A 20,359-nucleotide genomic window follows, 5' to 3' on the forward strand; every position below is an offset into this window, starting at 1 on the left:
CTGATCGAATAAAGAACCCTTTACCAAGTGGGCCCAGAGAGGTTAGCCGTAGGGCAACACATTTATTGGAGGACCAGAAATGGCACTTTTGCAAACCGTCGACCCAGATGGGATGGATGAATTTTCAGTGGTCTTCACCGACCGCTCGCTGAATCATATGTCCAAGGCGTTTCAGCAGGTGATGCTGGACATCAATGCGATGCTAAAGGACGTCTACAAAGCCGAGGCGGTTGCGCTGATCCCCGGTGGTGGCACCTACGCGATGGAGGCTGTAGCCCGTCAGTTCGCCCGTGGCGAAGATGTGCTGGTGGTGCGCAACGGCTGGTTCTCGTACCGTTGGAGCCAGATTTTTGAAACCGGTGGGTTGACCGCATCGGCCACCGTGATGAAGGCCCGTCAAACTGGCAATGCCAACCCGGCGCCCTTTGCGCCCGCCCCAATTGACGAGGTGGTCGCCGCCATCCGCGAGCAAAAGCCAGGTATCGTCTTTGCACCGCATGTGGAAACCGCAGCCGGAGTGATCCTGCCGGATGAGTATGTGACGGCAATGGCCGCTGCTGCGCATGAGGTTGGGGCGCTGATGGTGCTGGACTGTATCGCCTCGGGCTGTGCCTGGATCGATATGCAGGCAACCGGGGTTGATGTGCTGATTTCAGCGCCGCAAAAAGGCTGGAGCGCCTCTCCCTGTGCGGGCCTGGTGATGTTGTCCGGGCGCGGCGCAGCGCGGTTGGAGACAACCAGTTCTGACAGTTTCTCTATCGATCTGAAGAAATGGCGCCAGATTATGGTGGCCTATGAAAACGGCGGTCATGCCTATCACGCGACCATGCCAACAGATTCCCTGCGCGCCTTTCGCGATACCATGGCCGAGACCCGCGACTATGGATTTGCCAAGCTGCGCGACGCGCAATGGGCATTGGGCGACGGCGTGCGGGCCCTGCTAAAGGCCAAAGGTGTGACCTCGGTTGCGGCTGATGGATTTGGTGCTCCGGGCGTGGTGGTCAGCTACACCTCTGATGGCGAGATCAGCAGTGGCAAGAAATTTGCCGCTCAGGGTATGCAGATTGCTGCCGGTGTGCCGCTGCAATGCGACGAGCCCGACGATTTTCAGACCTTCCGTCTGGGGTTGTTTGGTCTGGACAAGCTGTACGATGTGGATGGCACGATCGCTCGGCTTAAGGCGACACTGGATCAGGTTCTCTGATTTTTTGGCGGGCCGCGACGCAATTTTATGTTGCTGTCGTGGCCCAACCCGTGACGCAAACACAGGCCGATAACGGCCAAAGCGATCGCGAACCAGGCGCCGCCCCAAAACAAAGTGGGGCCGCCGAATTCTTCGGCAAGCATCCGGGCGTCTGATCGCAGATAGGATCGGGCAATGGTGTCGCTGAAGATGTCATAGGGCACAAAAATCATACTGCTGAGCCCGATGACCCGTAAAACCAGATCATTCAGGCTGAGTGGCATGTACTTGGCAGAGCCGATCATCAGCCCTCCGGTCACTATCCCAAAAGCAAAGGCAAACAACTCGCGCACGTATAGGGCGGTTGCGACCAATATCACCCCGGCCAACAGGGTCATGACATATCGGTCCCAGTTGGTGCGCAGGGCCAGCACAAACAGTGTCACGCCGATCATCAGCGACCCGCAGTAGCCGGCGCTGAGGGTCAAAAAACGATTGCCGCCCCGCGACAGAACCTCGCCGCCCTGTTGCGGATTGATCGACAGGCTTTCAACCGCACCGCCGGTCAGCAGGGTCATTCCCGCATGAGACAGCTCGTGCAGCAACACGATCAGGATTTTCAGCGGGATCACCACAGGGGTCGACCACAGCGCAAAAATCAGCCCGGTCAGTAGCATCAATTGCCAGTGTCCGACACAAAATCGTTTGATCTGTTGCAGGGTCAACTGGAGCCCAACCCGGTTCGCATCAATGTTTTGCGAATGGGCCCAATGGAATAGAACGCGTTCAGCGCCGCCGCCCGCATATCACGCAGCGGTCGTGCCTCAAGCATCGAGGTCCGGTTCAGCAGGTCGATGCCCTTGACCCGCAGTTTGATCTCACTGTGGCGAGCCTTGTTATAGGCCTCGAGCATCTGCGCATCGCCCAAGCCCTCGCGGCGTGCCTCGGCCAGATCCAACAGGCAGGCCAAATCACCCAGCGACATGTTCAACCCCTGCGCACCGATGGGCGGCACCACATGGGCGGCTTCGGCCATCAGGGCCAGACGTTCGCCATTCAGCCGCTCGGCGCACTGGCTGATAATCGGCCAGATGCTGCGGCGTGAGGCCAGTTTCAGATCCCCCAGCACCCCACATGAGCGCCGGTTCATGGCGGCCTCAAACTCTTCGGTTGGCAGCGCCATAAGGTCCAGCGCCTTTGGGCCCCGGTCCATCCAGACAATCGCCGAACTGGGACTGCCGTTATGATCGGGCAGGGGCACCATGGTGAACGGCCCGCCGGTGCGATGCACCTCGGTTGATACGTTGTCATGCGGCACCGTATGGGTGACGGCAAAGGCCAGCGCCTTTTGACCGTATCTGGTGGTGCTGACGGATATCCCTGCCGCCTCGCGCATGGGCGAGGTGCGGCCGTCCGCGGCCACCACAAGCGTGGCGGTGACACGGGTGTCATCACTTAGCCCGATGCGGGCTTGGGCGGTGCGTGTGAACAGGCTGGTGGTGGCAACACCAGGGCGGAAGTCGACATTGGGCAGTTCTGCCAGTCGGGCCAGCAACTCGCGCCGCAGCAACCAGTTGGGCAGGTTCCAGCCAAAGGGATTTTCGGACAGATCCGAAGCATTGAAATCCTTGATAACACGGGGCTCGGGCAGTTCACCGCCGGCATCGACGATCCGCATGATCTGCAGCGCGGCGGCGTGGTCGGCCAGCTTGGTCCACAGCCCACATCGCTGCAACAACAACTGGGCGGGCTGCAAAAATGCGGTGGTCCGCAGATCTGCACCTTCAGCATCGCGCTCGGTCACCGGGGCGGTCGGGTCAACGCAGATCACGTCAAAGCCAGCCGAGGCAAAGGCGCAGGCCGCGGTCAGGCCTGCAATGCCGCCGCCGGAAATCAGGATGTCGCAGGTATCGGCCATGTGTCAGCTCTCCAGTGTTCCGTCTGATCTAGGCCGTCGAGCACAGGAATGGCAAGGCGCAAGCCGTCGCAGAGGCGCGGCGTCGCCGAGTGCTGTCAGGTAACGTGCTGCAAGAACCCTGCCAGGTCATCTGTGTGGTATTCGATGTGGTCGGCATCATGTGGATCTGGAGCAACATGCACGGTGCGCATGCCCATCAGATGTGGCGCGGCCAGATTGCGCGGGTCGTCTTCGAACATCGCAGCGCTTGCAGGGGCTACTCCGGCTTGGGCAAAGACCTGCTCAAAGGCTGCTTGTTCAGGTTTGGGCAGATAATCGGCGTGTTCAACGCCATAGATGCCATCAAACAACCCGCTGAGCCCGCGTGCCTCGAGCACCCGTTCCGCATAAGGGGCGCTGCCGTTGGTATAGACAATTTTATGTCCGGGCAGGGCGCGAATACCGGCGGCTAGCAGGGTATCTGTTTGCAGGTGATCCAACGAAATATCATGGACCTCAATCATATAGGGCACCGGATCCAAATCATGCTCGCGCATCAATCCCGCCAGGGTGGTGCCGTGCTGCTGCCAGTACAGATTGCGCAAACGGTTGGCCTCGGCCTGATCGACGTTGAGGGCGTCCATGACATAGCGTGTCATCTTGACCTCGATCTGATCGAACAGACGGGCCGAGGGGTGATAGAGGGTGTTGTCCAGATCGAACACCCAATGATTTACGTGAGAAAAACTGTCTTTGACCATGGCTCTGCTTTAGGCAGCGATGGCTGGATTTGCAAACAAAAGCGTATCTTAGCGCGCCGAATTGACCCACAAGCCCGCGCAAGGCTTGATTGCAAGGGGATCTGCCCTGTAGAGAGACAGGGCCTAAGGTGAGAGTGATCATGAGCCAGAGCCGACCGAACCAGAAAGACGCCTATAGCCTGATCCTAGAAGCGATCGACGTTGGTGTTTACAAACCCAATGACCGACTGGTGGAAAGCGATCTGGCGGAACGCTTTGGTGTGTCACGCACTCCCATCCGCGAGGCCCTGCAACGGCTTGAGACGCAATCGCTGCTGGAGCGGGACGGCCGCTCGTTGATCGTGGCCTCGCTGGACCACAACCAGATGGCCGAGCTGTATATTGTTCGCCGTGAGCTGGAAGGGTTGGCGGCCAAACTGGCCGCGCGCCATGCCACCGAGGAAGAGATCAGCGTGTTGCGGGATATGGTAAGCGCCGATGATGCCTTGGTGGACGATCCGATTGCCCTGTCCAAGGCAAACCGGCGTTTTCATGAGCAAATCCATCTGGCGTCGCACAACCGGTATTTGGTGCAGCAGCTAAACCTGGTGCACCGCACAATGGCGTTGATGGCCACAACATCCTTGGCGGCGAAGGGACGGGGCGAAATTGCTCAAAGCGAACACAAGAATATCGTCAGCGCCATTGAGCGCCGCGATGAAGCCGCTGCAGGGCAGGCGTTGAATGATCACATTTCGACGGCCTTCATGACCCGATTGAAGCAAGACGCAGGCCAGCGGGGCGGCAACGGTGCCTGACATGAATTCAGGATTGCGGCGCCTGTGGGTTTTCGGGTTCTGCAGTATTGTGACCATGGGCGGTCTTGTCCCAGAAGAACGGGTGCCAGATCAGTTCGTGTAGGGCCTTGTAGGCTGCCATCGCGCCAAGCGGAAAATAGAGTATCATCGTGGGCGCCCAAAGTGCCAGGCTACGTCTATTGCAGGCAAAAGCCGCAGTCACCGAAATGCAGATTGCAAGGCATTCGAAAACAACCAGCATTATAGCGGTGCCGAACAGCACGCCTGTGGGCATCAGCACTGCGCTGGGATGCGGCAGACCCAGGAGGATCAGCCAGAACGACCACAGAAATGGTGCCAGCAGAAATTGGCCGACACTGCCCAGAAAAAAGGCCTGAAACCCCAGAAAACGTTTCCAGCCCAGCTGTGCCAGCAGCAATCTAGGCTGCCGCATGTGGACCAGATAGGTCACCATAAAACCTTTCAGCCAGCGAGATCTCTGGCGGATCCAGGGCCAGGGGCGGCAATTGGCCTCTTCGTGGGTCGTGGTGGTGATCATTTTGGTTCTGTAGCCTGCCCGATACAGCCGGACCCCAAGATCAGCGTCTTCGGTGACGTTATGGGCATCCCATCCGCCCATCCGTTCCAGGGCGTCGCGTTTCACAAACAGGGTTGTGCCACCCAGCGGTATCACCAGCCCCAGCCGTGCAAGCCCCGGCAGGACAATGCGAAACCAGCTGGCATATTCCAGGGTGAAACAGCGAGACAGCCAATTGGTGCGTGGATTGTAATAGTCCAATACGCCCTGCAAACAGGCAACATTGTCAGCGGCGGTTTCAAATGTGCGGGCAACCTGTTCCAGCTGTCCGCGCGCCGGTGCATCCTCGGCATCCCAGACTCCGATGATGTCCCCATGGCAAAAGTCGAGCGCATAGTTCATGGCACGGGGTTTGGTGGTCAAAGAACCGCATTGCGGCACGGTTACGATTTTTATCCAAGACGGCAGCGTGGCTTTGGCCAGTGCAGCCCGGGTGATCTCGTCGTGTTCCTCGAGCACCAGGATCACTTCTAGCAAGGATCGCGGGTATGTTAGCCGTTTAAGGCGTCGCAGCAGGGCCTTGCTGATCTCGGACTCGTGGAACAGGGGAACCAGCATCGAAATGCGCGGCAGGCGGAGGGGCTTCTGTGGAGCGCGTTGTGCCAGAGGCGGTTTTTTGTCAGGAGCCTTCGTTGCCAGATGCACTAGAAATCCGATCATTTTCAATGCAACGAACAGGCTTAACGTCAGCACCGCCAAGACACAACATAGGGTAAAACCTATCCGCGGAGAGTAAGCAGTTAGCCCGGCGAGTGTGGCAAGCATCATCAAGGGCAGCAGGCTGCTGGGTCTGTGTCGCCGTCGGCTGCTGCTGTGCAGGGGGACACGTGTGCTGGCGGCCAAGGCCAGGTCCCTGCGAAAATGCGTGGTCAGGAATGTGGTGATCTGATCCTCGGCGGCGAGTACTGGCCGGATGGTTTCAAAGCTACCGTGCAACGCCTTCTTTAGGGTGTCAAAATGCTCAGGGTGGGCAATGGCGACGACAAGTTGAGTGCCGGAGTACAACCACGGTACAGCCCGATGCTTGAGCCAGAATTGCGCAGGTTTGCGGTTTAACAGTCGGGTATGTGCCGTGATGTTTGAGAGATCGACCCGTTGCAGACCGTGCTGTTGCGACAGGGCCTCTAGCACCTGATCCTGATTGGCCCAGCCCTGGCTTATCAAAATATGGCCGAGGGGCGCATTCTGGTGGCGTTGCAGCACCAGAGCCCGCAATAAATCGGTGTCCCGGACTGCATGATTGTCAACAAGGTGACGGCCCAGCAATTGTTGGGGGCGCGGCGTCGGGTATACGCGCTGGGATTTGCGAAATTGAACCGACTGATCCCGCATTAAATCACCACTCCCCCCTATTGCTGTCTGGCAGCCTGGGCAATGGTGGTTAACGGCCAGTTAACTGATCTGGCCATTAACGGCGGTTTTACTTTTGGCTTACGCCTCGACCGTGTTGCTCGCCGCCATGGCTTCGGCAAAGCGTTCAAACAGGTAGAAGCTATCTTGTGGACCGGGGCTGGCCTCGGGGTGCTGTTGAACGGAGAATACCGGACGGCCATCCAGGCGGATGCCGCAGTTTGACCCATCGAACAGTGACACATGAGTTTCCACGACACCTTCAGGCAGCGTTTGCGCATCAACGGCGAATCCATGGTTCATCGAAGTGATCTCGACCTTGCCAGTCTGGATTTCTTTGACCGGGTGGTTGGCGCCATGGTGGCCGTGGTTCATTTTTATGGTCTTTGCACCCAGCGCCAGTGCCAGCATCTGGTGGCCAAGGCAGATACCAAAGACCGGCAGTTCAGTCGTATCAAGGATCGTCTTGATCATTGGAACGGCGTATTCGCCGGTTGCGGCGGGGTCGCCAGGGCCATTGGACAGAAAGACACCATCCGGGTTATGCGCCAAGACTTCTTCGGCGGTGGCAGTGGCGGGCAACACGGTGACATCACATCCAGCCGAAGCCAGGCACCGCAGGATGTTGCGCTTGGCGCCATAGTCGATCGCGACAACTTTGTGTGCTGGGTTCGTCTGCTTGGGGTAGCCATCAGGCCAAGCCCACCGCATCTCATTCCAGCGATAGCTTTGCGCGCAGGTGACCTCTTTTGCCAGATCCATGCCTTCCAGCCCAGCCCAAGCGCGGGCGGAAGCCACCAGAGCCTCGACATCGAAATTTCCGTCAGGATCATGTGCCAGTGCCACATGCGGCGCCCCTTGCCGCCGGATCTCGCGGGTCAGGCGGCGGGTGTCGATACCGCCGATGGCAATGCGCCCTGTCCGGGTCAGCCAGTCTTTCAATTCTTCAGTGCTGCGCCAGTTGCTGGCCAAGGTCGGATCCCACTTGACCACCATGCCTGCAGCCACTGGATTGCCGGTTTCGTCATCTTCCGGCGTCACACCTGTGTTACCGATATGAGGGAAAGTGAAGGTGACGATTTGACCAGCATATGACGGATCCGTCATGATCTCTTGGTAGCCGGTCATTGCGGTGTTAAAGCAGAGCTCGGCAACGGTTTGTCCAGTGGCGCCAAAACCAGCGCCATAAAACACTGTACCATCAGCCATAGCCAGGCATGCGGTGGGCTTGAACGAGGCAGTATCGGCCATTGCGCGAGTCTCCATGTGGGATAAATTCATGGGTTCTTAAGGGCAGGGCCCAGTCGGGTCAAGCCCGGCCTAAGGCACCATCGCAAAGCGTTCCATGGCGTCAGCTTTAACTGGGCGGTCTTGTCTAGGGACAGATGTTTGGTTATGGCTATGGGTTCCAACGCCATGGGGATGGAATACACAATGGATATGCGCACACGAGTCAACACGGCTCTGAAGCAAGCAATGAAAGACCGGGCAGCAAGCCGCCTGGCGACGTTGCGCCTGATCAATGCTGCGATCAAGGACATGGAAATTGCCGCACGTGGTGATGGCGAAGAGATCACCATTGCCGATAGTGATATCTTGGCGATTCTCAGCAAGATGACCAAACAGCGCAACGAAAGTGCGCGCGCCTACGAAGAGGGCGGCCGTTTGGATCTGGCCGAGCGAGAGCTTGAGGAAATTGCCATCATCGAGGAATTCCTGCCCAAGCAATTGGCCGAGGATGAGGTGGTTGACGCCATTCGCGCCGCTGTCGCCGGAACCGGTGCCAATTCGATCCGCGACATGGGCAAAGTCATGGGCGCCCTAAAGTCGAAATACACCGGCCAGATGGATTTTGGCAAAGTCGGTCCATTGGTCAAGGATCAGCTGTGCTCGGGCGGCGACTGCTGAACCCAGGTGGTGTTTAAACCAGCCGGAGCTTAACAAGGGGCTGATCCAGAGTGGATCAGCCTGTTGAAAAACCGCCGATCTCTGCCAGTGCATCGATAATGTCCGAGACCCCTTTGTTGTGTTTCAGGCTGGCAAAGAAAAACGGCCCGTCACCGCGCATCCGCTTTGCATCTCTGTCCATGACGTCTAGCGAAGCGCCGACATACGGGGCAAGGTCTATTTTGTTGATCACCAGCACATCTGACCGGGTAATGGCGGGGCCACCTTTGCGTGGGATTTCCTCGCCTGCGGCAACGTCGATGACATAGAGGGTTACATCCGCCAGTTCCGGACTAAAAGTCGCTGACAGATTGTCACCGCCGCTTTCGATCAGCACGATCTCAAGGTCGGGATGCCTGCGCTGCATCTCGGCAATGGCGGCCAGATTGATCGAGGCATCCTCGCGAATCGCGGTATGCGGACAGCCGCCGGTCTCCACGCCAATCACCCGGTCCTGCGGCAGCACCTGCATGCGCATCAGCGCCTCGGCGTCTTCCTGCGTGTAAATGTCATTGGTGATGACCCCGACTGAGTGGGTCTGTGTCAAAACGCGCGCCAGTGCGGCGGTCAGGGTGGTCTTGCCAGCCCCGACAGGGCCGCCGATGCCAATGCGCAATGGGCCGTTGAAAGTGCTCATGAGCGGAACATCCTTGAGTATTGAGTTTCGTGTTGCATCGATGCGATATCGGCCAGAAAGCAGGACCCGCTGAGATCGGTGTTTTCCGACGTAAGTGCATCCTGTGCCGACTGTTCTATCATCGGCGCCATCTCAGCCAGAATGCGCTGTCCTTCGACTTGACCGACTGGCATCAATCGCTGCGCTGCAGCCACCAGGTTGGAAATGAATGAGTGCACAAACATATGCGTGGTCATGTCCAGTGGCAGTTTGTGCAACTGGGCAGCATAGCCAATTCCGACCGGGTAGGTCAGGTCGGGCATATCATGGCCGGATATCGCCGCTGTCGTTTGGCAAAATGCCGTGCCTTGTTGCGCAGTCTCGGCCAGCCGCTCTTTGGAGGGGGCAAAGACCCGCGCCAGCTGATCGATGTCCAGCAGCGTCTCGGCATCTTCGCTGTGATAGGCTGCGACCAGCAGGATCGGATCACTATTGCCGGCCCCATGGGTCAGCAGGTCCTGTAGCCAGACCCTTAGATCATTCGCCCCTTCAATAGCCCCGGATGCCACTGCGGCCTCGAAACCATGGGAATAAGCGAAAGCCCCCACCGGGTAGGCGGGCGACAGCCATTGCTGCAACAAGGTTAGGTTTGGATCAATGCGCATGCGAATGGGTGCGCCCATGCCCATAGGCGCCACCTTCGGGGGTAAAGGCCTCGGTCACTTGGGTAAGAGATGCGTCCAATAGTTTCAGCATGACGTGGATGACGTGGTCATACTGGATAAGCAGGCGGTTGGGCTCTATCTGACAGGGGGTGTGGCGGTTGCCAATGTGCCAGGCCAGCCGGATCAAATCGTCACCGGTTATCTGCAACAGCTTTTCTGGCGCTGCGATCACCTCGATCTCGCCACCGTTTTCCAGCAGCAGCACCCCACTGTGATCCAGCGAAGTGGTTTGGGGCAGGTCGACCAGCACCGTCTCGCCACCCTCGGTGGTCAGCACTTTGCGGCGCAAAAAACGGGCGTTGTAGTCTAGCACGACCCGATCAACCGGGGCCGGGTCATGCGCATGGCCGTGATAGACACGGCAGGTCATCGACGGGGCGCTCATGATGGCGCCCCTTGATGAGAGCTTACATCCAGTGACCAAACACGTGCATGACGATGTCGTCGCGCTTCAGGCCTTTTTTCGCCAGTTGCTCGTCGCTCATCGCCTGCAGGTTTTGAACTTCGTGATACCGCGAGTTGGCTTCGGCGACATTGACGAGACCGGTAAAGATGGCCGACAGGCTGCGTTTGAGAACAGCGAGTGGGGACCAGGTTGATAGGGTCTGTGCTGTTACTGCGATGGACATTGGAGCTTACTCCTGAATTTGTGATCATGTTCCGTTGATCACAGGAGTATGCTGCATGTGCAGCATGCACCAGTGTTGACTTGGAAGCCCCGCCATGCGCTGAGCACATGCCACGTTTAAAATTATGCATATTCAATCTCTTAGAATAGGAAGTAGCGCTGTGCCATTGGCAGCACTTTGGCGGGCTGACAGGTGAGTAGCTCTCCATCGGCGCGCACTTCATAGGTTTCAGGGTTCACTTCCATCTCAGGTGTGGCATTGTTCAGGATCAGATCTGATTTGCCGATATTGCGGGTGTTGCGCACTGCCACGGTCTGCTTGGCTAGGCCCAGCTTGTCGCGGATACCGTCCGCCTGCGCCGCCGCTGAGACAAAGGTCACGGCGCTGTTTTCCAGCGAGCGCCCATAGGCGCCAAACATCGGGCGGCTGTAGACCGGTTGTGGCGTCGGGATCGATGCATTCGGGTCACCCATCTGTGCGCAGATGATGGTGCCAGCCATCAGCACCATATCTGGCTTTACCCCAAAGAATGCCGGGTTCCACAGCACCAGATCGGCGCGTTTGCCTTCGGCGATACTGCCGATCTCATGGGCAATGCCATGGGCGATGGCCGGGTTGATGGTATATTTGGCAATATAACGGCGGACCCGAAAATTGTCGTTCTCGCCGATCTCGTCAGGTAGTCGGCCGCGCTGTTTCTTCATCTTGTCGGCGGTCTGCCAGGTGCGGATCAGCACCTCGCCCACACGGCCCATCGCCTGACTGTCCGACGCAATGATAGAGAACGCGCCCATGTCGTGCAGGATGTCCTCGGCGGCAATGGTTTCGCGCCGGATGCGGCTTTCGGCAAAGGCAACATCCTCGGGGATCGACTTGTCCAGGTGGTGGCAGACCATCAACATGTCCAGATGTTCTTCCAGCGTGTTGACGGTGAAGGGCCGTGTTGGGTTGGTGGACGAAGGCAACACGTGTTCTTCGCCACAGATCTTGATGATGTCCGGCGCATGCCCGCCACCCGCGCCCTCGGTGTGAAAGGCATGGATGGTGCGGCCCTTCATGGCGTTGAGCGTATGTTCGACAAAACCGGACTCGTTCAGGGTGTCGGTGTGGATCATCACCTGCACGTCCATCGCATCAGCCACGCCCAGGCAGCAATCGATACTCGCAGGTGTGGTGCCCCAATCCTCGTGCAGTTTCAGCGCACAGGCGCCGGCCTTCACTTGTTCTTCCAGTGCAAAAGGCAGGCTGGCGTTGCCCTTGCCAGCAAAGGCCAGGTTCATCGGCAACGCATCTGCGGCTTGCATCATACGACCAAGGTGCCAGGCACCGGGAGTGCAGGTGGTAGCCAAAGTGCCATGGGCCGGCCCGGTGCCACCGCCCAGCATGGTGGTCAGGCCTGAATGCAGCGCGTCGTCGATTTGTTGCGGGCAGATGAAATGGATGTGGCTGTCAAAGCCGCCTGCGGTCAGGATTTTGCCTTCACCGGCAATGATCTCGGTGCCGGGACCGATGATGATATCCACACCGGGCTGGGTATCCGGGTTGCCAGCCTTGCCCAACTTGGCAATCCGCCCGTCCTTTAGCCCCACATCAGCCTTGAAGATACCCGAGTGATCAACAATCAGTGCATTGGTAATCACCGTATCCATCGCCCCATCGGCGCGCGTGATCTGCGACTGCCCCATGCCATCGCGGATCACCTTGCCGCCGCCAAATTTGACCTCTTCGCCGTAAGTGGTCAGGTCGTGTTCAACCTCGATGATCAGGTCGGTATCGGCAAGGCGCAAACGGTCGCCGGTTGTCGGCCCATACATCGCGGCATAGTCAGAACGTTTGATCTTGGTGGGCATTGAGATCTCCTGAGCGGCGGCATAACGCCAAGAATTGCTATTTATGTCTGCAATCTAAGGGCCAGTGCCCCTAAAGCGCCCCCATGACTTTTTGATTAAACCCATACACGCGGCGTGCCCCTGAAATAGGGATCAGGTTCACCTCGCGGCGCTGACCGGGCTCAAACCGCACTGCAGTGCCAGCTGCGATGTCCAATCGCGTGCCATGGGCGGCCTCACGGTCAAACGCCAACGACGGGTTGCTTTCGGCGAAATGATAGTGACTGCCCACCTGCACCGGCCGATCGCCGGTATTGGCCACCATCAAGGCCATAGATTTGGCGCCCTCGTTCAGGACCAACTCGCCGTCAGCCGTCAGCAGCTCTCCGGGAATCACGGGCGGTTTCTCTGGATGTAAGCCAGTGTCGCAGCACCGAGAATGACGGCCAGACCCAGCACCACCGGCAGCCAGCTATTGGCTGCGTGCGGATGGAGATGTGCGCCGCCATGCGCCAGAGCAGGGGAGGCAAAAGCAAGCAGGGGTAGAAGTGAAAGAGTTTTCATCGCAGTGTCCTTATCGAATGGGGTTGTGAACGGTGACCAGTTTGGTGCCGTCGGGAAAGGTGGCCTCGATCTGAACATCGGGGATCATTTCGGCGATGCCGTCCATGCATTGCTCGAGTGTGATGATTTCGGCACCGGCCTCCATCATGTCGGCTACGGACCGCCCATCACGCGCGCCTTCGACGACGGCGTCGGTGATCAGCGCAATTGCCTCGGGGTAGTTCAGCTTGACACCACGGGCCAATCGCTTGCGGGCCACCTCGGCAGCCATGGCGATCAGCAGCTTGTCTTTTTCGCGAGGGGTCAGGTTCATGTCAAAGTCTCCAGCAGCGCGGCAGCCCGTTGTCGGTCAGCCGCTCAAGAATGGGTAAAAGCGATTTGCGCAGTTCATAGCTGTCCACAGCCAGCAGCCGCATCACCAGCAGGTCATCGCCAATCAGTGACACGCCTCCGGTGTTGGGCAGGGCGGCGCGGATAAAGGCCAGGTGGCGTGCAGCATCCGGTGCGCAGAATATCAGGTTGGCCATGGATTGGGCCCCATTGGCCACTGCCGGGCGGGCCAGTTTGGCAGCGATGTCACCGTCCAGCCGCACAGCATCATAATACAGACGCCGTCCGTTGCGGCGAATATCGATGCGGTCCAGGAAATGCGCGTCGCTTAGGACCTCGCCCATGGCAATGCGACCAAAGACCAGCGGCTCGACCAGCAGCAACTCGCTGTCTGTTGCCAGATCTGCCGTTAGACTGCGCCGATAGGCAGAGGTGTTATACAGAATGGTTTCCTGCGGCATCCAGTTCAGACGCGCGCCCGCGCCGACCCGCAGGCGGGTGTCCATTTGCCCGATTTGCCCCGGCAGGGCGCGATAGATCCGCTCGGCTGCCTGGGTGGTCAGGGTCAAATGGCAGGCCTCGCCAGCCTCGGCCGTCAGGGAAAAGCGGTCGCCGCCGGTTATGCCGCCGGCCGTGTTGATCATGACCGCCTCAAGCCCCGGGGTCTTTTGCGGAAACAACAGTTTCAGCGCGCCGGCTTGGCGCAGGTTGGCCAGACGAGTCTGGCCCCTCTGGCGCTGCGCAACAACCCGCGCCGCGCCAATGGCACGGGGTTGATCGCTGATCGCTTCGGCTGGGGTTATGTCCTGACGGATGGTGATACCCGTGTCCTCAATTCCTTGGTTCTTGACAGGATATTGAGCACATCAAATCGGCGATCACTAGAAATCGAGTGGTGCGGATGGGGTCGTAAAAGGCGAGTGGGCAATAATTGAGCGCAACTAGAATTATTCGCCTACTTATTGGTCATTTGTAATTTTGCCTGCGAATTTAAGATTGCTGCAGTTGCCAATCGCCCGGTCAAACGGAACCTCTGGTGCGACCGAGGGCACAGCGATGTTTGTGATCTTGGCCAATAGGTGTGTGACGACCAAACGAATTGGACCTCGAGGCGGCCGCCACACGATTTGCAACAAACGTTGCAGGGTTGACGTAGTGGTGCCGCCTGAAAAAGGCAAGCATAGCTGCGCGCTCTGCCCGGGGAGATACTATGACTTTTCTAAAGAAAACCGCCGCCAGCGTGTTGGCCCTTAGCGTGATGTCTGGCGCTGCACTGGCCGGTGACACCATCAAAGTTGGCGTTCTGCACTCGCTGTCCGGCACCATGGCGATTTCGGAAACGACGCTGAAAGACACCATGCTGATGTTAATCGAAGAGCAAAACGCCAAAGGTGGCTTGCTGGGCAAGCAGCTGGAAGCGGTGGTTGTCGATCCGGCCTCGGATTGGCCGCTGTTCGCTGAAAAGGCTCGCGAACTGATCTCGGTACACGAGGTTGATGTTATCTTCGGCAACTGGACTTCGGTGTCGCGTAAATCGGTTCTGCCGGTGATCGAAGAGTTGAACGGGTTGCTGTTCTACCCGGTTCAATACGAAGGCGAAGAAAGCTCGAAGAACGTATTCTATACCGGCGCTGCGCCAAATCAGCAGGCAATCCCGGCCACGGATTACTTCCTCGAGGAACTGGGCGTGGAAAAATTCGCACTGCTGGGCACTGACTACGTCTATCCGCGTACCACCAACAATATTCTTGAGGCCTATCTGCAGGAAAAAGGCGTCGCCGACAGTGATATCTTCGTCAACTACACGCCGTTTGGACACTCGGACTGGTCCAAGATCGTTGCTGACGTTGTGGCGCTGGGCGCTGATGGCAAGAAGGTCGGGGTGATCTCGACTATCAACGGTGACGCCAACATCGGTTTCTACAAAGAACTGGCCGCTGCTGGCATCTCGGCGGACGATATTCCGGTCATTGCCTTCTCGGTGGGTGAAGAAGAACTGTCGGGACTGGACACATCCAACCTGGTGGGTCACCTGGCAGCCTGGAACTACTTTCAGTCAGCAGACACCGAAGTCAACGAAGCCTTTGTCGCCAAGTGGAAACAGACCATGGGCGAAGAGCGTGTGACCAACGATCCAATGGAGGCGCATTATATCGGCTTCAACATGTGGGTGAATGCTGCAACGGCTGCTGCGACCGTAGATGTCGATGCTGTGCGCAGCGCGATGTATGGCCAGGAGTTCGGGAACCTGACTGGCGGCACTGCCGTTATGCTGCCCAATCACCACCTGGCCAAGCCAGTTCTGATTGGTGAAATTCAGGACGATGGTCAATTCGACATCATCAGCCAGACCGACGAAGTTGCAGGCGATGCCTGGACCGACTTCCTGCCGGAATCTTCGGTGCTGAAGTCCGATTGGAACGAGCTGGGCTGTGGAATGTACAACACCACAACCAAGACCTGCGTTCAGACATTGTCGAACTACTAAGCGTCCTTAGACCCTGACGAGAGCCACGCGGCTCTCGTCTCTTCCTGTGCGGATACAATACCATGATACGACTACTCTTTGCGTGCATTGCACTGACGTGCTGGGGCCAGATTGGGCCTGCTCAAGGCCTGTCGGTGCAGCAGATCCTGCAGCAGAATAAAACCCTGGTCGAGACAGCCTCGCGTAAGACCATCGGGCCGGTGATCGACGCCATCGCCGTTAGTAACCTACCGCAAGCGCAAGGGTTCCTTGAGGCTTGGGGGCGCAAAGCGATTTGGCAGAGACGCTCGGATGGTTTGTTTTTTATTGGAACGGAGGTGGCCAAGCGGCAATATGCGCTGAGAGACCCGGACAGTGGCGACGGCGTCGGAGACTTTGCCAAGGCGGACCTGAAACAGCTGAAACCCAACAGCGGCGTGCGAGCACTGATTGCCACTGCGCTGGTACAGTTTCAGCTGAGTGACGCAGATCCGGCCAAACGGGCCGAGGCCCTGCTGGCCATAGAACGCGCACCATCGGGTGACCATCTGACCCCTCTGCGTGCCTCTCTTGCGGATGAACCGGATGCTGTTCTAAAGGCGCGAAAGTCGCGGTTGGAACGGTTGTTGACCATTGCCTTTGATCCGGACCCTGCCACCCGTGTTGCCGCAATCCAGTCATTTGACGGTGATCTGGGGGTGGACCTGCGAGCGACGCTTAATCCACTGGTGGTCAGAACCCTGAACGCCACCGCGGGTGAGTTGCCCAAGGGCGTCAATATCGCCAGAATTCTAACCCCTGGAGGCGAGGATCTGGACCGTACCCGCGCCTATGATCTGCTGATTGAAGCCAAATTGGCCGCCGCGCCCACAACCCCCAGCGATATCCGGGCTGCCTTGGTTGAACATTTCGACACTGGCTTCGTTGCCCAGATCGCTATCGATCAGCTTGCCGATCCGGGCCTGCGCCGTCGGGCCTATGATCGACTTGCTGCGCAATCCCTGGTGCCCGTATTCATCGGTGACGATGACATTACCCGGTCGCTGAACACCTATATTTTCTATGAGGTCTTTTCCGAGGCATCAGCAACAGTCACAACAGCCGCCGAATTAGCGCTGGCAGATATCGCGCTAAAGGTTGGTATGAACCAGGCGTTGGATCTGGGGCTGGACGCGGTCTCGCTGGCCTCAATCTACTTTCTGGCCGCCATCGGGCTGGCCATCACCTTTGGGGTGATGGGCGTGATCAACATGGCCCATGGTGAGTTCATCATGATGGGGGCCTACACCGGCTACGTGGTGCAACAGGTCATTCCCAACCACACCGCATCCATCCTTGTCGCCCTGCCGCTGGCCTTTGCGGTGACCTTTGCCGCCGGCGTCGCGATGGAGCGCCTGGTGATCCGGTATCTCTATAACCGCCCGCTGGAAACCCTGCTGGCCACCTTTGGAATCTCGATTGCCCTGCAACAGCTGGCCAAGAACATCTTTGGTACCCAGGCGCGTCCATTGACCGCTCCGAGCTGGCTGGATGGGGCCTGGGTGATGAATGATGTGGTGTCGATCAGTTACATCCGCATCGCCATCTTCATTCTGGCGATGCTCTTTCTGGGGGTGTTTCTGTTCATCATGAAGCGCACCCGTCTGGGGCTGGAAACCCGCACCGTAACCCAAAACCCGCGCATGGCGGCGTCGATGGGCATCAACCCTGAGCGCGTCAACATGTTGACCTTTGGTCTGGGCTCGGGGATTGCGGGCGTGGCTGGAGTTGCCATCGGGTTGTTCGCCAAGGTCACGTCTGAGCTGGGCAACGATTACATCGTGCAAAGCTTTATGACCGTAGTTGTCGGCGGTGTTGGCAATATCTGGGGCGCGCTAGCTGGTGCCACCATGATTGGCTTCCTGCAAAAAGGCATCGAGTGGGGCAACCCGTCCAACACCCTGGCCGCGCAGACCTACATGATCATCTTCATCATCATTTTCATCCAGTTCAGACCCCGCGGCATCATCGCGCTTAAGGGTCGTGCGGCAGGAGACTAACCCATGCGAACATCCTTTATCGCGAAAAACCCGTCGGTGCTGTTCTTCCTGCTTGCTTTGGCCGCCTTTACCATCACGGTCACCATTCTGTCCGAAGGCTTTGGCATCGGGGTGATCTCGACCAGCTTCATCAAGACGCTGGGTAAGACGCTGTGCCTGTGCCTGATCGCCGTTGCAATGGATCTGGTCTGGGGCTTTACGGGTATCCTAAGCCTTGGCCATTTCGCCTTTTTTGGACTGGGTGGTTATATGATCGGCATGTGGCTGATGTATGAGCGCACCCGCCTGATCGTGACCGAGGCGCTGATGCAGGGGCAGATCCCGCCAACCGAGGTTGAGATTATCGATGGTATCGGCAGCCAGATCTTTGGCGTGGTTGGCAGCAATGAGTTCCCACTGATCTGGAGTTTCGCCGACAGTCTGGGCCTGCAACTGCTGCTGGTGCTGTTGGTGCCGGGCATCCTTGCATTGGTGTTTGGCTGGCTGGCCTTTCGCAGTCGCGTGACTGGCGTGTACCTGTCAATTCTGACCCAGGCGATGACATTGGCCTTGGCGCTGTACCTGTTCCAGAATGACAGCGGCTTGCGCGGCAACAACGGTTTGTCCGGCTTGCAAAACCTGCCGGGCGTCGGGGCGTCGCAGGCTGTCGTGTCGATGTGGTTCTTCCTTGCCTCTGCCCTTGCGTTGGCGCTGGGCTATATGCTGGCGGCCTGGATTGTGTCGGGCAAGTTCGGCTCGGTCATTCGCGGTATCCGCGACAACGAAACGCGGGTGCGGTTCCTTGGCTATTCGGTTGAGGCTTTCAAGCTGGCCGTGTTCACCCTGACCGCCTGTATCGCGGCGATTGCCGGCGCGCTGTACTATCCGCAGGCGGGTATTATCAACCCGGCGGAAATCGTGCCGATTGCCTCGATCTATCTGGCGGTCTGGGTCGCCATCGGCGGGCGTGGCCGTTTGTACGGCGCGGTGATCGGTGCGGGTTTTGTCAGCCTGATATCGACCTGGTTTACCGGCGGGCAGGCGCCTGACATCGCGTTGGGCATTTATACCATCAAATGGGTGGACTGGTGGCTGGTGCTGCTGGGCCTGTCCTTTGTCGGTGTCACCCTCTTCGCGCCGAAAGGCATTGGTGGGCTGTTTGACCTGTTCAAGAAAGGTAGCAAAACATGAGCACTCTTCTTGAAGTGTCCGGCGTTTCGGTCAGTTTTGATGGCTTTAAGGCGATCAACAACCTGTCATTTCAGATCGCCGAGACCGAGCTGCGCGCGGTGATCGGCCCCAATGGAGCGGGCAAGACCACATTTATGGACATTGTCACCGGCAAGACCCGCCCGAATGAGGGCAGGGTAATCTGGGGCGAGAAGTCGATCTCGTTGCTGCGCATGAGCGAAGCCCAAATTGCCCGTGCAGGGATCGGGCGCAAATTCCAGAAACCCACGGTGTTTGAGGATCAGACCGTACGCGATAACCTTCTGATGGCGCTGAAAAAAGAGCGCGGTGTTCTGGCGGTGCTGCTGTTTCGCCCCAGCCCGGCAGATCTGGCGCGTGTCGATGAGCTGGCCGAAGAGGTTGGACTGGCATGCGAGTTGGACCGCCTGGCTGGCGAGTTGAGCCATGGTCAGAAACAATGGCTGGAGATTGGCATGTTACTGGCGCAGGAGCCGCGTCTGTTGCTGGTGGATGAACCGGCAGCTGGCATGACCCCTGAGGAACGTGAGCATACCTCGGCACTCTTGGTGGCAGCGGCCAAAACCCGTGCGGTGGTGGTGGTGGAACACGACATGGAGTTCGTGCGTCGCCTTGATTGCAAGGTCACAGTTCTGCACGAAGGTGCGGTTCTGGCTGAGGGGTCATTGGATCACGTGACCGCAAATTCTGACGTCATCGACGTCTATCTGGGGCGATAAAAATGCTGAAACTTCAAGATCTCACGCTACACTATGGCCATTCGCAAATCCTGCGTGACATCACGATGCAGGCCCACGCGGGCGAAATCACCTGTGTGATGGGGTGCAACGGGGTCGGGAAAACCAGCCTGATGAAAGCGATCACCGGCACGCATCTGCGCTCGGGTGGGCAGATGTGGTTGGACGGCCAGCAATATGGCACCGAGCCCGCCCATGTTCTGGCCCGGGCTGGCATTGCCTCGGTGCCGCAGGGCAGGGATATCTTTCCCTTGCTGACCGTGCGCGAAAACCTGGAAACTGGCTTTGCCTGTCTGCCCCGGGATCAGCACCAAATTCCCGACCATATCTTTGACCTGTTCCCGGTGCTGCGTGATATGATCAACCGGCGAGGCGGGGATCTGTCTGGCGGCCAGCAACAACAGCTTGCTATCGCCCGCGCCCTGATTACCCGGCCGAAATTGCTGATCCTGGACGAACCAACCGAGGGTATTCAGCCCAATATCATCCAGCATATTGGCGAGGTCATCCGCCTGCTGCGCGATCAGGGTGATATGGCCATCATCCTGGTCGAGCAGTTCTTTGACTTTGCCTATGGGCTTGCCGATCACTGCATTGTGCTGCGCCGGGGCGAGATCATTCTGGAAGGTGCTAAAGACACACTGTCACGCGAAGAACTGCTTGCCGGTGTGTCGGTTTGAAAAGCACACTTTTCGTCAGAAGGTAAGTATGCAAAGTCTTGGT

Annotated in this window: 22 protein-coding genes; 8 read left to right on the forward strand and 14 right to left on the reverse strand. The window is 58.2% G+C overall.

Features of this window, described 5'->3' with window-relative positions:
- Positions 1-79 precede the first annotated feature (79 nt).
- On the forward strand, positions 80-1,204 hold the full coding sequence (locus EBB79_RS04560) for an aminotransferase class V-fold PLP-dependent enzyme (RefSeq protein WP_127747798.1): 1,125 nt from the start codon (positions 80-82) through the stop codon (positions 1,202-1,204).
- On the opposite strand, the gene EBB79_RS04565 is transcribed toward EBB79_RS04560, so the two are convergent.
- The 3 genes from EBB79_RS04565 to EBB79_RS04575 form a co-directional block, all read right to left on the reverse strand.
- The gene (locus EBB79_RS04565; RefSeq protein WP_177627851.1) at positions 1,192-1,860 is read right to left on the reverse strand and encodes a M50 family metallopeptidase; all 669 of its coding nucleotides are present in this window, start codon (positions 1,858-1,860) and stop codon (positions 1,192-1,194) included. The two genes, EBB79_RS04560 and EBB79_RS04565, sit on opposite strands and share 13 nt — an antisense overlap.
- Before the next feature lie 44 nt (positions 1,861-1,904).
- Complete coding sequence (locus tag EBB79_RS04570; RefSeq protein ID WP_127747799.1) at positions 1,905-3,101, reverse strand: UbiH/UbiF family hydroxylase; 1,197 nt, start codon at positions 3,099-3,101, stop codon at positions 1,905-1,907.
- Between the two features lie 95 nt (positions 3,102-3,196).
- Complete coding sequence (locus EBB79_RS04575) at positions 3,197-3,841, reverse strand: pyrimidine 5'-nucleotidase (protein WP_127747800.1); 645 nt, start codon at positions 3,839-3,841, stop codon at positions 3,197-3,199.
- A gap of 140 nt (positions 3,842-3,981) precedes the next feature.
- On the opposite strand from EBB79_RS04575, the gene EBB79_RS04580 reads away from it, so the two are divergent.
- Entirely contained in the window at positions 3,982-4,638 is a 657-nt protein-coding gene (locus tag EBB79_RS04580) for a GntR family transcriptional regulator (RefSeq protein WP_127747801.1), read from the forward strand.
- Positions 4,639-4,645: 7 nt separating this feature from the next.
- On the opposite strand, the gene EBB79_RS04585 is transcribed toward EBB79_RS04580, so the two are convergent.
- Together EBB79_RS04585 and carA are read right to left on the reverse strand one after the other, a co-directional pair.
- Complete coding sequence (locus EBB79_RS04585; RefSeq protein ID WP_127747802.1) at positions 4,646-6,547, reverse strand: glycosyltransferase; 1,902 nt, start codon at positions 6,545-6,547, stop codon at positions 4,646-4,648.
- 99 nt (positions 6,548-6,646) lie between these two features.
- A complete protein-coding gene (carA, locus tag EBB79_RS04590; protein ID WP_127747803.1) occupies positions 6,647-7,816 on the reverse strand; it encodes a glutamine-hydrolyzing carbamoyl-phosphate synthase small subunit in 1,170 nt (389 codons plus the stop codon).
- A gap of 183 nt (positions 7,817-7,999) precedes the next feature.
- On the opposite strand from carA, the gene EBB79_RS04595 reads away from it, so the two are divergent.
- A complete protein-coding gene (locus EBB79_RS04595) occupies positions 8,000-8,473 on the forward strand; it encodes a GatB/YqeY domain-containing protein (RefSeq protein WP_127747804.1) in 474 nt (157 codons plus the stop codon).
- Positions 8,474-8,528: 55 nt separating this feature from the next.
- On the opposite strand, the gene ureG is transcribed toward EBB79_RS04595, so the two are convergent.
- The 9 genes from ureG to EBB79_RS04635 all read right to left on the reverse strand — a co-directional run bounded on the left by ureG (position 8,529) and on the right by EBB79_RS04635 (position 13,849).
- On the reverse strand, positions 8,529-9,149 hold the full coding sequence (gene ureG / locus EBB79_RS04600; RefSeq protein ID WP_127747805.1) for an urease accessory protein UreG: 621 nt from the start codon (positions 9,147-9,149) through the stop codon (positions 8,529-8,531).
- Positions 9,146-9,811 carry an urease accessory protein UreF gene (locus EBB79_RS04605; protein WP_238704995.1) on the reverse strand — a complete coding sequence of 222 codons (666 nt, stop codon included), beginning with the start codon at positions 9,809-9,811 and terminating at the stop codon, positions 9,146-9,148. Before EBB79_RS04605 ends, ureG begins: the two co-directional genes overlap by 4 nt.
- Positions 9,783-10,238 carry an urease accessory protein UreE gene (locus EBB79_RS04610; protein WP_127747806.1) on the reverse strand — a complete coding sequence of 152 codons (456 nt, stop codon included), beginning with the start codon at positions 10,236-10,238 and terminating at the stop codon, positions 9,783-9,785. Before EBB79_RS04610 ends, EBB79_RS04605 begins: the two co-directional genes overlap by 29 nt.
- A 22-nt stretch (positions 10,239-10,260) precedes the next feature.
- On the reverse strand, positions 10,261-10,482 hold the full coding sequence (locus tag EBB79_RS04615; protein WP_164860718.1) for a DUF1127 domain-containing protein: 222 nt from the start codon (positions 10,480-10,482) through the stop codon (positions 10,261-10,263).
- 140 nt (positions 10,483-10,622) lie between these two features.
- A complete protein-coding gene (ureC, locus tag EBB79_RS04620; protein ID WP_127747807.1) occupies positions 10,623-12,332 on the reverse strand; it encodes an urease subunit alpha in 1,710 nt (569 codons plus the stop codon).
- A 70-nt stretch (positions 12,333-12,402) separates the two neighbouring features.
- On the reverse strand, positions 12,403-12,708 hold the full coding sequence (locus EBB79_RS04625; RefSeq protein ID WP_127747808.1) for an urease subunit beta: 306 nt from the start codon (positions 12,706-12,708) through the stop codon (positions 12,403-12,405).
- The gene (locus EBB79_RS24365) at positions 12,705-12,875 is read right to left on the reverse strand and encodes a hypothetical protein (protein ID WP_164860743.1); all 171 of its coding nucleotides are present in this window, start codon (positions 12,873-12,875) and stop codon (positions 12,705-12,707) included. The genes EBB79_RS04625 and EBB79_RS24365 overlap by 4 nt, the downstream gene beginning before the upstream one ends.
- A gap of 10 nt (positions 12,876-12,885) precedes the next feature.
- Positions 12,886-13,188 (reverse strand): urease subunit gamma, encoded by a 303-nt coding sequence (locus EBB79_RS04630; protein ID WP_127747809.1) that lies wholly within the window; start codon positions 13,186-13,188, stop codon positions 12,886-12,888.
- Between the two features lies 1 nt (position 13,189).
- Entirely contained in the window at positions 13,190-13,849 is a 660-nt protein-coding gene (locus EBB79_RS04635; RefSeq protein WP_338045791.1) for an urease accessory protein UreD, read from the reverse strand.
- A 566-nt stretch (positions 13,850-14,415) separates the two neighbouring features.
- On the opposite strand from EBB79_RS04635, the gene urtA reads away from it, so the two are divergent.
- The 5 genes from urtA to urtE all read left to right on the forward strand — a co-directional run bounded on the left by urtA (position 14,416) and on the right by urtE (position 20,316).
- On the forward strand, positions 14,416-15,693 hold the full coding sequence (urtA, locus tag EBB79_RS04640) for an urea ABC transporter substrate-binding protein (RefSeq protein ID WP_127747811.1): 1,278 nt from the start codon (positions 14,416-14,418) through the stop codon (positions 15,691-15,693).
- Positions 15,694-15,755: 62 nt separating this feature from the next.
- Positions 15,756-17,711 carry an urea ABC transporter permease subunit UrtB gene (urtB, locus tag EBB79_RS04645; protein ID WP_127747812.1) on the forward strand — a complete coding sequence of 652 codons (1,956 nt, stop codon included), beginning with the start codon at positions 15,756-15,758 and terminating at the stop codon, positions 17,709-17,711.
- 3 nt (positions 17,712-17,714) lie between these two features.
- The gene (gene urtC, locus EBB79_RS04650; protein ID WP_127747813.1) at positions 17,715-18,881 is read left to right on the forward strand and encodes an urea ABC transporter permease subunit UrtC; all 1,167 of its coding nucleotides are present in this window, start codon (positions 17,715-17,717) and stop codon (positions 18,879-18,881) included.
- Positions 18,878-19,618 (forward strand): urea ABC transporter ATP-binding protein UrtD, encoded by a 741-nt coding sequence (urtD, locus tag EBB79_RS04655; protein ID WP_127747814.1) that lies wholly within the window; start codon positions 18,878-18,880, stop codon positions 19,616-19,618. Before urtC ends, urtD begins: the two co-directional genes overlap by 4 nt.
- Positions 19,619-19,620: 2 nt before the next feature.
- Positions 19,621-20,316: an urea ABC transporter ATP-binding subunit UrtE gene (urtE, locus tag EBB79_RS04660; RefSeq protein ID WP_127747815.1), complete on the forward strand. Its 696-nt coding sequence runs from the start codon at positions 19,621-19,623 to the stop codon at positions 20,314-20,316.
- The last annotated feature ends 43 nt before the right edge of the window (positions 20,317-20,359 follow it).

The organism is Parasedimentitalea marina (assembly GCF_004006175.1).
In the GTDB taxonomy this organism is placed as follows: Bacteria; Pseudomonadota; Alphaproteobacteria; order Rhodobacterales; family Rhodobacteraceae; genus Parasedimentitalea; species Parasedimentitalea marina.